This is a genomic window from Kutzneria kofuensis (assembly GCF_014203355.1).
In the GTDB taxonomy this organism is placed as follows: Bacteria; Actinomycetota; Actinomycetes; order Mycobacteriales; family Pseudonocardiaceae; genus Kutzneria; species Kutzneria kofuensis.
This window is the reverse complement of sequence record NZ_JACHIR010000003.1, coordinates 241206-253189: the sequence shown is the minus strand read 5'-3', so window position 1 is coordinate 253189 and position 11984 is coordinate 241206. Positions and strand designations below refer to the sequence as shown.

Genomic DNA, 11984 nt, shown 5'->3' with positions numbered 1-11984 from the left:
TCCCCGTCGGTTCGAATGGTGGCGGCGAGTGTGGGTCCACGATCGGCGGAGGTCTCCCCGAAAACCGGACTCCGATTCGTCCGATCGGGGTGAACGACGCGTGGCCGAACCCGTTGCCACGAAAGGGGAAGGAGCTGACACGGGACGCGCGACACGCCGTTGTGACGACGCCGACAGCGACTTCGCCGTCAACTACCGGTAAAGTACAACGTCGGCCCGCGACGGTGAACAAGATCGCTGTGCGTCCACTGTGGACGAAGCTAACCGGTGCGCCGGGCTACCCGGCACCTCGGAGAGGCTTGAATTGACCGCAGTTCAGGATCCGCGCGTTCTCGTCGAGAACGCGGTGTTCACCACGCGGGGCGCGGCGAAGGCCCGCACGCTGCTCGACATTCTGGGTGAGACGGCGCTGCGACACCCGACCGCGGCGGCGGTGGACGACGGCACGACGACGCTGAGCTACCGCGCCCTGGCGGCGGAGGTGGACCGGCTGCGCGAAACCCTGACCGGCCACGGCATCGGGGTGGGCGACCGGGTGGGCGTGCGCGCACCCTCGGGCACGGTCGACCTGTACGTCAGCATCCTCGCGGTGCTGGCGGCGGGCGCGGCGTACGTGCCGGTGGACTTCGAGGACCCGCAGGAGCGTGCCGACCTGGTCTTCGGCGAGGCGGACGTGTGCGCGGTGATCGGCGCGGACCGCGAGATCACCGTGTGCGGCACGCCGCTGGGCGTGCTGGGCGCGCCGGGTCTGGACGACGACGCGTGGATCATCTTCACCTCCGGCTCCACCGGCAAGCCGAAGGGCGTCGCGGTGTCACACCGCGCGGCGGCGGCGTTCGTGGACGCCGAGGCGGAGCTGTTCCTGGTGGACGAGCCGATCGGCCCCGGCGACCGGGTGCTGGCCGGCCTGTCGGTGGCGTTCGACGCCTCCTGCGAGGAGATGTGGCTGGCCTGGCGGCACGGCGCGTGCCTGGTGCCGGCGCCGCGTGCCCTCGTGCGCACGGGCATCGACCTTGGCCCCTGGCTGGTCGAGCGGGAGATCACCATCGTCTCCACGGTGCCGACGCTGGCGGCGCTGTGGCCGGCGGAGGCCCTGGACGAGGTGCGGCTGCTCATCTTCGGCGGCGAGGCCTGCCCGCCGGAGTTGGCCGAGCGCGTCGCGGTCGAGGGCCGCGAGGTGTGGAACACCTACGGCCCCACCGAGGCGACGGTCGTGGCTTGCGCCGCGCAGCTGACCGGCGAGGGCCCGGTGCGCATCGGCCTGCCACTGGACGGCTGGGAGCTGACCGTGGTGGACCAGCAGGGCGAGGTCGTGCCGATGGGCGAGCAGGGCGAGCTGGTCATCGGCGGCGTGGGCCTGGCCCGCTACCTGGACCACGCCAAGGACGCGGAGAAGTACGCGCCGCTGCCGTCGATGGGCTGGGACCGTGCTTACCGCAGCGGCGACCTGGTCCGCGCGGAGCCGGCCGGCCTGCTGTTCGTCGGGCGGGCGGACGAGCAGGTCAAGCTGGGCGGCCGGCGAATCGAGCTGGGCGAGGTCGACGCCGCCCTGCAGGCGCTGCCGGGTGTCGCCGGCGCCGCGGCGGCCGTCCGCAACGGCACGCTGCTGGTCGGCTACGTCGTGCCGACCGCCGAGTTCGACCGGGAGACCGCCATCGAGCGGCTGCGGTCGGCGCTGCCGGCGGCCCTGGTGCCACTGCTGGCCGAGGTGGAGACGCTGCCGACGCGCACGTCGGGCAAGGTGGACCGGAACGCGTTGCCGTGGCCGCTGCCGCAGGCAACTGACACTTCCCAGCTCGCGGGCACCGAGGCGTGGCTGGCTGAGCAGTGGGGCGCCGTACTGGGCGTCGCGCCGGCCGAGGCCGACGCCGACTTCTTCGCCAGCGGCGGCAGCAGCCTCGCGGCGGCCCGGCTGGTGGGGCTGATCCGGGCCAAGTACCCGAGCGGCTCGGTCAGCGACATCTACCAGTTCCCGACGCTCCGGGCGATGGCCGCGCGCCTCGACGAGTTCGACGCCAAGGAGGCGAAGGCCCGCACGGTCGCGCCGACGCCCCGTTCCGCGCAGTTCAAGCAGCTGCTGCTGATGCTGCCGCTGACCACGCTGATCGGTCTCCGCTGGACGGTCGCGGCGGCGGCCGGCAGCACGCTGCTGAACCTGCTGGGTGCGGCCTGGGCACCGACCCTGCCGTGGTGGGCCATCGCGCTGGCCTGGCTGGTGCTGTTCCATCCGGCCGGCCGCGTCGCGATCGCCGCCGGCGGGGCGCGACTGCTGCTGCGCAAGGTCAAGCCGGGCCGCTATCCGCGCGGTGGCAAGACGCACCTGCGACTCTGGACGGCCGAGCAGCTGGCCAACGCCGTCGGCGCCACCAACCTCACCGGCACCTGGCTGACCCGGTACGCCCGCGCGCTCGGCGTGAAGATCGCCGACGGCGTCGACCTGCACTCGCTGCCGCCCGTCACCGGCCTGCTCAAGCTGGGCAAGGGCAGCGCCGTCGAGCCGGAGGTGGACCTGTCCGGCCACTGGCTGGACGGCGACGTGCTGCACATCGGCAAGATCCGCATCGGCGCCGGCGCGACCGTCGGCGCGCGCAGCACCCTGTTCCCCGGCGCCCGCATCGGCAAGCGCGCGGAGATCGCCCCCGGCTCCGGTGTCACCGGCTCGGTCCCGGCCGGCCAGCGCTGGTCCGGCGTGCCGGCCGTGCGGGACGGCAAGGCCGAGCGCCGCTGGCCGAGCAGCCGCCCGCCGCGCCTGCGCCGCTGGGCGTTCGCCTACGGCGCCGCCACCTTCGCGCTCGGGCTGCTGCCCGTCGCGGCCGCGCTGCCCGGCCTGGCCATCGTCGCGCTGTTCCTGCGTGAGAATCCGACGCTGGGCTCGGCGCTGCTGGCCGTGCCGGCGGCGACCGTCGCCTCGCTGCTCGCGTACGCGCTGCTGGTGCTGGTCGGCGTGCGACTGTGCTCGATCGGCCTGCGGCCCGGCTACCACCCGGTGTTCGGCCGGATCGCCTGGCAGGCATGGACCACCGAGCGGCTGATGAACATGGCCCGCACCACGCTGTTCCCCTTGTACGCCAGCCTGTTCACGCCGGTGTGGCTGCGGGCGCTGGGCATGAAGGTCGGCCGTCGGGTGGAGGCGTCGACGGTGTTGGCGCTGCCGTCTATGACCACGGTCGGCGACGGCGCGTTCCTGGCCGACGACACCATGGTCGGCAGCTACGAGCTGGGCGGCGGTTGGCTGCGCATCGCCAACGCGCGTATCGGCAAGCGGGCCTTCCTGGGCAACTCCGGCATGACCGCGCCGGGCCGGGCGGTGCCGAAGCGGGGCCTGGTCGGCGTGCTGTCGTCCACCCCGAAGGGCGCCAAGGCCGGCAGCTCCTACCTGGGCATGCCGCCGATCAAGCTGCCGCGGGCGGTCGAGGACGGCGACCAGAGCCGCACCTTCGACCCGCCGACCAAGCTGGTCGTCGCCCGCGGCCTGGTGGAGATCTGCCGCGTGCTGCCGGTGATGGCCTCCGTGGCGCTGGGCGTGCTGGCGCTGTTCGCCATCGCCGGCGTCGCCGGGTTCGGCGGGTTCGGCGTCGCCGCGCTGCTCAGCGGCGTCGTGCTGATCGCCTGCGGGCTGGTCGCCGCGACCGTCGCCGTGGCCGCGAAGTGGCTGCTCGTGGGCCGGTTCAAGGCGGTCGAGCACCCGCTGTGGAGCTCCTTCGTCTGGCGCAACGAGCTCGCCGACACGTTCGTCGAGGTGCTGGCGGTGCCGTGGCTGGCCGGCTCGGTCGCCGGCACGCCGGTGATGAACGCCTGGCTGCGCGGTCTCGGGGCCCGGATCGGCCGTGGCGCGTGGGTGGAGACATACTGGTTGCCGGAGGCCGACCTGGTGAGCGTCGGCGTGGGTGCGACCGTGAACCGGGGGTGCGTGGTGCAGACCCACCTGTTCCATGATCGAATCATGCGCATGGACGAGGTGACGTTGGCCGAGGGCGCGACGCTCGGCCCGCACGGCATCGTGCTGCCGGGGGCGACCATCGGCGCGGGCACCACCGTCGGCCCGGCCTCGCTGGTGATGCGCGGCGAGAGCGTGCCGGCCAACACCCGCTGGCTGGGCAACCCGATCGCCGCGTGGAGCAAGCGCGGGTGAGGGGCACGATCGGCGCGGACCGGTCCGCCGACTCGTACCTGCCCCAGCACGGCAACGGGGGCTACCGGGTCACGCACTACGACCTGGAACTGGACTACAAGCCGGGTCCCGGCCGCCTCGCCGGCCGGGCCCGGATCACCGCGCAGGCCCGGGCCGACCTCGCCGGATTCAGCCTCGACCTGCACGGCATGCGGGTGGACCGGGTACTGGTCAACGGCAAGTCGGCCCGCTACAGCCATCGCGGCAACAAGCTGCGCGTCACGCCGGCCCGCCCGGTCACGGTCGGGGCGGCGTTCACCGTCGAGGTCCGCTACGTCGGCACGCCCAAGCCGGTGCGCAGCCCGCACTGGGGCGAGATCGGCTGGGAGCAGCTGGAGGACGGCGCGCTGGTGGCCAGCCAGCCGATCGGGGCGCCGTCCTGGTTCCCGTGCAACGACCAGCCCGGAGACAAGGCCACCTACCGGATCGCGGTGACCACGCCGTCGCCGTACACCGTGGTGGCCAACGGCTCGCTGGTGTCGCGGCGGGTCGGCGGCAGCAGCACCACCTGGGTGTTCGAACAGCTCGCGCCGATGGCCACGTATCTCGCGACCGTGCAGATCGGGCTCTACGCCGAAGTCGAGGTGTCCGCCGGGCAGCGAGCCGCCGTGCCGCCGCGGCTGGTCGGCGTGTTCGGGCACGACTTCGGCCGGCAGCCGCAGATCATGGCCGCCTTCGTGTCGATGTTCGGCGCCTACCCGTTCGCCGAGTACCACGTCGTCGTCGCCGACGAGATCCTCGACGTGCCGGTGGAGGCGCAGGGGCTGTCCATCTTCGGCGCCAACCACGTGGACGGGCATCGCGGCTGCGAGCATCTCGTCGCGCACGAGCTGGCGCACCAGTGGTTCGGCAACAGCCTGACCATCGCCGACTGGCGGCACATCTGGCTCAACGAGGGTTTCGCCACCTACGCCGAGTGGCTCTGGTCCGAGGCGTCCGGCGGCCTGTCCGCCGCTGTGCTCGCCGCGCGGTCCCACGCCGAGATGGCCCGCCAGCGTCAGGACATCCGCATCGGCGACCCGGGCGTGCGCCGCATGTTCGACGATCGCGTCTACCAGCGCGGTGCTCTCACCCTGCACGCCTTGCGTGTCCGGCTCGGTGACGACGCGTTCTTCGCCGTGCTGCGGGAATGGACCGAGAAGCACCGGCACTCGACGGTGACCACGGACAAGTTCATCGCCGTCGCCCAGGAGCACTCGCTCAAGCCGCTGGACCGGTTCTTCCGCTCCTGGCTGCAGGACACGGCGCTTCCCCGCGGCTTCGAGTGAACCGGGGCGGGCGCTCCCGCCCCGGTTCACCGCCGAGCTCAGCTCGCGTCGCCGTTGGCCTCGGCCGAGTCGATCTCGTCGATCATCTTGGTCCAGTCCTCGATGGACATCCGTCCCTCCTTCCTTGGTCAGTTCTCCAGCAGGTTCACGAAGTTCAGGTGCTTGCCGGCACTGGACTCCGCGAACTCCTCCGCCGCGGCGCGGCGTAGGCGCACGGGCAGCCGGTGGTGCAGCGCGGCGTTGGCCGCGTCGGTCGCCCGGCGCAGGTCGTCGTCCGTGCAGCCCGCGGCGGGCACCACGAGCACGGTGAGCTCGGTGGTGTCGGCTTGCACCACCTGGAGCCGCTCCAGCGGGAACCGGTCGAGCTGCTTCACCAGCCGCAGCACGTCGATCCGGGTTCCGTCGGGCAGCGTGATGGCGCCGTACTGGCGGCCGGCGATGAGCCGCAACACCTTCTGGTCCCGCCCGCACGGACACCGCCCGGACGACAGGGCGCCGACGTCGCCGGTGTTGTAGCGGACGAACGGCATCACGGTGTTGAACATGTTGGTCACGACGATGTCGCCCTCGGCGCCGTCCGGCAGCGGCCGGCCGTCCGCGTCGACGATCTCGACGCACAGCCGCTCGCCTTCGATGTGGTACGAACCGAATTCCGGGCACTGGGCGGCGATGGTGCCGGCCTCGTTGGTCCCGTAGCAGTCGCGGACCGGGGCCTGGAAGTGCTCCTCGATCGCCGCGCGGCCGCCGTCGGTGAGCTGTTCGCCGAACGTCTGCACGATCCGCGGCCGCAGGCCGGGAACCATGTCCCGCAAGGCCAACGCCCGTGAGGGGTGGGTGAACACCGCGTCGGGGGCGAACTCTCGGCAGCGGCGGGCGATCTCGGCCTCGTCGGTCACGAACCCGAATTCGGCGAACCGCAGGAAGCCCGCGGACGGCAGCGTGTACTCGAACCAGTCGTCGGACTCGGACTTGAAGGGGCGCAGCATCTTCCGGTCCAGCGGCAGCCCGTAGTCGAAGGCGCGCCGCAGCGCGAGGGCGTTCACATGGACGAAGTGCTCGGAATTGTGCACGATCTTCAGCGGCACGCCGGTGGTCCCCGAGGTGACCACCGAGGCACAGTCGGACGGGTCGATGTCCTCGGCGAAGTGCCCGCGGTAGTCGTCCCGGATCTGCTGCTTGGTCACGATCGGCAGCCGCGCCAGCGTGTCGAACGGATCATCGGCCGGCTCCAGGCCCTGAGCCCGCAACACCGGCACCGTCAGCAGAATCCGGCCCAACAGCGCCGACAACCGCTCACGTTGCAGTTCACGCAACGACCCGGTTCGGTCGCGGTAGTCCAGAAACGCCTGTTAGGTACGGCCGAACAGCCGGCCGTGGCGCACGGCGTCAGCCGCAACGCCCTCACGTCGCCCCATGAAACGGCCTCCCCTCCGTCGCTTCCGACCTTAATCGATCAGCGACCGTCCCCCGGGAAGAGTCACGCCCACGAAATTCTCCGGCCCGACCGTTCGGCTCGAGGCCGGGTGCCCGTTGGTGCGCAAGGAGTTGCTCCAGCATCGATCTCGGCTCGAACATCGTCGGCGAACGGCTGTTCCCCTACACTGGACTGATGAGCAGGCACGAGGTGGAGATCATCGCTCTGCTCGTCTCGCCCACGCACGCCTTCGAGGGTCGTCCGCAGGACGGGCCGCGGCCGGACCCGGTGCCGGCGGAGCGTGATCACGTGGAGGTGCGAGCGGGCCTCGGGCTGGTCGGCGACCGCTACTTCGACCACCGCGCGCATCGCAACGCCGCCGTCACGCTGTTCGCGGCGGAATCGTTGGACGCCTTGCACTTGGCCCAGCCGGTGGATCCGCATGCCGTGCGCCGCAACATCGTGCTGCGTGGCTTTCCCGTGGACGAGCTGGTCGGGCAGGAGTTCACCCTCGACGGGATCCGGTTCCAGGGCCACCGGCCGGCGAACCCGTGCAAGTGGATGGACGTGGTGGTCGCACCTGGCGCGTTCCGCGGCCTGCGTGGGCACGGCGGCGTGCGCTGCGTGCCGCTGGACGACGGCGTGCTCAGGCTGGGCCCGGCGGTGCTGGAAACATCGTCGACGGAACGCGTGTTGGCCAAGGCATGAGCACACTCCTGTCGCCGTTCGCGGTCCGCGGCCTGACCGCGCGCAACCGCATCTGGGTATCGCCGATGTGCCAGTACTCCGCCACCGATGGCGTGCCCGACGACTGGCATTTCGTGCATCTCGGACAGTTCGCGACCGGCGGCGCGGGCCTGGTGATGACGGAAGCGGCGGCGGTGTCGCCGGAGGGCCGGATCAGCCCGCGTGACGCCGGCATCTGGAACGACGAGCAGGTGCGGGCGTGGCGGCGGATCGTCGACTTCGTTCACGGTCAGGGCGCGAAGATGGGGATGCAGCTCGGGCACGCCGGACGCAAGGCCTCCACGCGGCCGCCGTGGCTCGGCCGCGCCAGCGTGCCGTCGTCCGAGGGCGGCTGGCAGTCCGTGGCCCCGAGCGCGGTGGCATTCGGCGACTACGCCACGCCGCGGGAACTGACCGAGGCTGAGATCCAGGGCGTCGTGACCGACTTCGCCGCCGCAGCGAAACGGGCGCTTCAGGCCGGCGTGGACGCCATCGAGGTGCATGCCGCGCACGGATACCTGATCCACCAGTTCTACTCGCCGCTGTCCAATTTCCGTACCGACGGCTACGGCGGCGACTTCGACGGCCGCGTCCGCTTCCTGCTGGAGGTGGCGACGGCCGTCCGGGCCGCGATCGGCGACGAGGTGCCGCTGTTCACCCGCCTCTCCGCCACCGACTGGGCCGACGGCGGCTGGACCGGTGACGACACCGTCCGGCTGTCCCGGCTGCTCGCCGACCACGGCGTGGACCTGATCGACGTCTCCTCCGGTGGCGTGTCCACGGCGCAGCGGATCCCGCTCGTCCCCGGCTACCAGGTGCCGTTCGCGCAGTGGGTCCGGGCCGAGGCGAAGGTGCCGACCGCCGCCGTCGGCCTGATCACCGAGCCGCGGCAGGCCGAGCAGATCGTCGCGACCGGCGCCGCCGACGTCGTGTTCCTGGCCCGGGCCCTGCTGCGTGACCCGCACTGGCCGCTCAACGCCGCCCGCGTGCTCGGCGGCGACATCGAGTGGCCGATCCAGTACGTCAGGGCGCGGCTGGAAAGATAGGAGCCACACCGCGACGTCGTCTGCATAGTGGAGGAATGGCTGTGGCCACCGAGGGTGACCTCATCGCCGAGCGCTACAAGCTGGTCAGGAAGGTCGGCAGTGGCGCGATGGGCACCGTCTGGCAGGCCCGTGACCAGCTGTTGCGGCGGGACGTCGCGGTCAAGGAGCTGCTCGTCCGCACCGGCATGACCGAGCTGGAGACCGACGAGGGGCGCAACCGCGCGATGCGGGAGGCGCGGCTGGCGGCCCGGCTGCACCACCCCAACGTCATCTCCATCTACGACGTGGTCGAGTACGAGGGCCGGCCGTGCCTGATCATGGAGTACCTGCCGTCGAAGAGCCTGGCCGACCTGATCGCCGAGCACGGCGTGCTGCCGGTCGGCACCGTCGCCCGGATCGGCGCGCAGATCGCCTCCGCGCTGGCCGCCGCGCACACCGCCGGCATCGTGCACCGTGACGTCAAGCCGGCGAACGTGCTGCTGACCGGCGACAACGTGGCCAAGCTGACCGACTTCGGCATTTCCCGCGCCGACGGCGACGCGACCGTGACCGCCGCCGGCCTGCTCGCCGGCACGCCCGCGTACCTGCCGCCCGAGGTGGCGCAGGGCGAGGACGCCACCTTCGCCAGCGACGTCTACTCCCTCGGCGCGATGCTGTACGCCGCCGTCGAGGGGCAGCCGCCCTTCGGCACCAACGACAACGCCGTCGCGCTTCTGCACCGCATCGCCACCGAGGAGGTGCCGCCGCCCGAGCACGCCGTGCCGCTGACCGCCACGCTGGTGTGGATGCTGCGCCGGGATCCCAAGCACCGCCCCGAGGCCAAGGAGGTCCAGGACGCGCTCGGGGCGCTGGCCGAGACCATGCCCGCCGAGATGCCGGCCCCCGCGCCCGTGCCCGTCGACGAGCCCACGGTCGTCGCCTCCCCGGAACCGCCCGACCGGCGGCGGTTCGTCGCCGTCGCGCTGGTCGTCGGCGCGGTCGTCGTCGCCATCGCGGTTGTCGTGTACGCCCTGAACCAGCCCCAGCCGTCCGTCACCGCCGGGGGGCCGTCGACCTCCTCGACGGCGGCTTCGACGACCGCCAGGACCTCGACCACGACGCCGGCCCCCACCAGCACCACCCCCTCGGCGACGACCACCACCACGACGACCACCACGGCCACGAGCGCCGCTCCACCGCCACCGGACGTCGCCACCCAGCTGACCAGCGCGATCACCGACTACTACAAGCTGATGCCGGGCAACCTGACCGAGGGCTGGCGCCGCCTCACCGCCGCCTACCAGCAGCGGACCGCCGGTGGCTTCGCCGGCTACCAGCAGTTCTGGGGCCAGATCGCCAGTGTCGACCTGAGCAACATGTCGGCGACGCCGCCCGGCACCGTCGTGGTGACGATCAGCTACCACTACAAGAACGGCACCAATCCGGTCGAGCGGACCACGTTCGGCCTGGTCCAGGAGGACGGCATCTGGAAGATCGCCTCCTCGGTGGTCGGCACCTGAGCGCGGGCCCGGCGGTTCGCGCCCCGTCAACCGGGTAGCCCACCGCCATGACCGTTCCGCCCGACCCCCAACCCGACCGCACCCCGGGCCTCGAAGCCGGCGGTGGCGTCCCGCCGGGTGAGACGCCGCCCGACTCCGCCAGCGCGACCCAGGCCGTCTCGTTCCACGAGCCGGATCCGCCCAGGATGCTGCCGATGGCCTCGGTCATCGCCATCGTCGTCGGCGCGGTGATCATCGTGGCGTTGGCGGTGTGGGCGGCGCTGGACCTGACCGGCGTCCTCTAGCGGGACAACTCCAGGGCCAGGAACAGGTCGACGCGGTCGGAGAAGCGGGAGAGGTCACGGCCGGTGAGCTCCTCGACCCGGCCGATGCGGTAACGCAGGGTGTTGACGTGCAGGTGCAGCCGGGCGGCGGCCTGGCTCCACGAGCCGGAGCAGTCGAGGAACACCCGCAGCGACTCCAGCAGCTCGGAGTGGTGCTCCCGGTCGTAGGCCCGGACGGGACCGAGCAGCCGCCGGCAGAAGGACTGGCGAAGCTCGTCGGGCAGGGCGCCGAAGAGCAGCTGGTGCGAGGCGAGCTCGGAGCCGGCGACGACGGCGGCCCGAACTCCCCCATTGCCGTTGGCGTTGTGCCCGGCCACTCCCCTGGCGTAGCGGGCCTCGTCGATCGACGCCCGCAGGCGTGATCCCGGGCCGGGACCGCTGACCCCGAGGGCCAGCCGGCACGGGCCGAGGCCGGGCTCGATGGCCCGGACGCCGGAACGCAGCGACTCCAGCAGATCGTTGCCGAACAAGGTGATCGCGACGGCTTCACCGTCCACTTCGGCCACGAGGCCGTCGACCAGCTCGTCCAGGACGTCGAGGGCCAGGCCGGGCTCGCCGGTGATGGTCATCGACACCACGCACAGCCGGTCCTCGGCCCCGAAGCCGGCGGCGGTCAAGCGGGCGCTGATGTCGGCCGCCGGAGTCGACTCGTCGGCCAGCAGGGACAGCAGCTGCGTGGCGGCCCGGCGCTCGACCACCCGCCCGGCGGCCAGCGCGGACCGCTCCAAGCCGATCAGCGTGGCCAGCTCGACGGCGACGTCGTGCTGGTCGGCGGTCCAGTCGGCGACGACGAGGGCCCAGCCGGCGAGCCGGTGACCGGTGCCGACGGGCAGCACCCGGTACGACCCGACCTGGCCCGGCAGCCGCGCGGCCGACACGAAGCCGGCGGCGATCGAAGCGCTGTCCGGCAGCGGCGTCGCGCCGGCCACGACCCGGCCGGTCGGTGTGATCACCCAGCACGGCACGCCCAGCTCGACGGCGCCGGCGGCGACCAGGCCGTCCAGGCCGCCGCCGGCGCCGAGCGCGGCGACGAGCCGCCGGTGGTGCTCCAACACGGCGCTCGACCGGCGAACATGTTCGGCCGCCAGCGCGGAGACGACACGCTGCGTGATCGACGTGAACGACACGTCCAGCGGCACGGTGAACAGCCGGACGCCGTGCCGCCGGCAGGCGTCCATCACCACGTCGAAGGTGACCGGCCCGATCTCGGCGGTGCCGACGCCCAGCGCGACCACGCCCATCTCGGCGATCGCGGACACGAACGCCTCGGCGTCGCGCGGGTCGTGGTACCAGAGCATGCCGGTCAGCACGACCTCGCCGCCGCCCAGGTAGCGGCGCGGATCGCGCAGGTCGGTGATGTAGATCCAGCGGAACTCCGGGTCCGGCTCGACGTCCCCGACCAGCAGCCGGAGCCCGAGCCCGGGGTCGGCCAGCAGTTCGCCCAGGCGCACGCCGAGCAGGGTACTTGGAGGATCCTCCAAAAGACCCGCCCGATCGGGTCGGCGTTTCGTCGTCTTCGCCGCTAGCAGCCGTCGCG

General features: G+C 72.3%; 8 protein-coding genes. 6 read left to right on the top strand and 2 right to left on the bottom strand.

Features of this window, described 5'->3' with window-relative positions; all coding sequences use genetic code 11:
* The first annotated feature begins 304 nt into the window (after nucleotides 1-304).
* The gene (locus tag BJ998_RS43375) at nucleotides 305-4132 is read left to right on the top strand and encodes a Pls/PosA family non-ribosomal peptide synthetase (protein ID WP_184869995.1); all 3828 of its coding nucleotides are present in this window, start codon (nucleotides 305-307) and stop codon (nucleotides 4130-4132) included.
* Entirely contained in the window at nucleotides 4129-5439 is a 1311-nt protein-coding gene (locus BJ998_RS43370; protein WP_312890664.1) for a M1 family metallopeptidase, read from the top strand. The genes BJ998_RS43375 and BJ998_RS43370 overlap by 4 nt, the downstream gene beginning before the upstream one ends.
* A gap of 128 nt (nucleotides 5440-5567) precedes the next feature.
* On the opposite strand, the gene BJ998_RS43365 is transcribed toward BJ998_RS43370, so the two are convergent.
* The gene (locus BJ998_RS43365) at nucleotides 5568-6728 is read right to left on the bottom strand and encodes a phenylacetate--CoA ligase family protein (protein ID WP_184869993.1); all 1161 of its coding nucleotides are present in this window, start codon (nucleotides 6726-6728) and stop codon (nucleotides 5568-5570) included.
* 320 nt (nucleotides 6729-7048) lie between these two features.
* Between BJ998_RS43365 and BJ998_RS43360 the strand changes: the two genes are divergently transcribed.
* From BJ998_RS43360 to BJ998_RS43345, 4 genes are read left to right on the top strand one after another with little or no spacing between them, the layout of a single operon-like run.
* Nucleotides 7049-7561: an MOSC domain-containing protein gene (locus BJ998_RS43360; protein WP_184869992.1), complete on the top strand. Its 513-nt coding sequence runs from the start codon at nucleotides 7049-7051 to the stop codon at nucleotides 7559-7561.
* Nucleotides 7558-8625: an NADH:flavin oxidoreductase/NADH oxidase gene (locus BJ998_RS43355; RefSeq protein ID WP_184869991.1), complete on the top strand. Its 1068-nt coding sequence runs from the start codon at nucleotides 7558-7560 to the stop codon at nucleotides 8623-8625. The genes BJ998_RS43360 and BJ998_RS43355 overlap by 4 nt, the downstream gene beginning before the upstream one ends.
* 35 nt (nucleotides 8626-8660) lie before the next feature.
* Nucleotides 8661-10124, top strand: coding sequence for a serine/threonine-protein kinase (locus tag BJ998_RS43350; RefSeq protein ID WP_184869990.1), 1464 nt, complete (start codon nucleotides 8661-8663; stop codon nucleotides 10122-10124).
* Nucleotides 10125-10171: 47 nt separating this feature from the next.
* On the top strand, nucleotides 10172-10408 hold the full coding sequence (locus BJ998_RS43345; protein ID WP_184869989.1) for a DUF6480 family protein: 237 nt from the start codon (nucleotides 10172-10174) through the stop codon (nucleotides 10406-10408).
* Here BJ998_RS43345 and BJ998_RS43340 read toward each other — a convergent pair.
* Nucleotides 10405-11898 carry a PucR family transcriptional regulator gene (locus tag BJ998_RS43340; protein ID WP_184869988.1) on the bottom strand — a complete coding sequence of 498 codons (1494 nt, stop codon included), beginning with the start codon at nucleotides 11896-11898 and terminating at the stop codon, nucleotides 10405-10407. The genes BJ998_RS43345 and BJ998_RS43340 overlap by 4 nt on opposite strands.
* Between the last annotated feature and the right edge of the window lie 86 nt (nucleotides 11899-11984).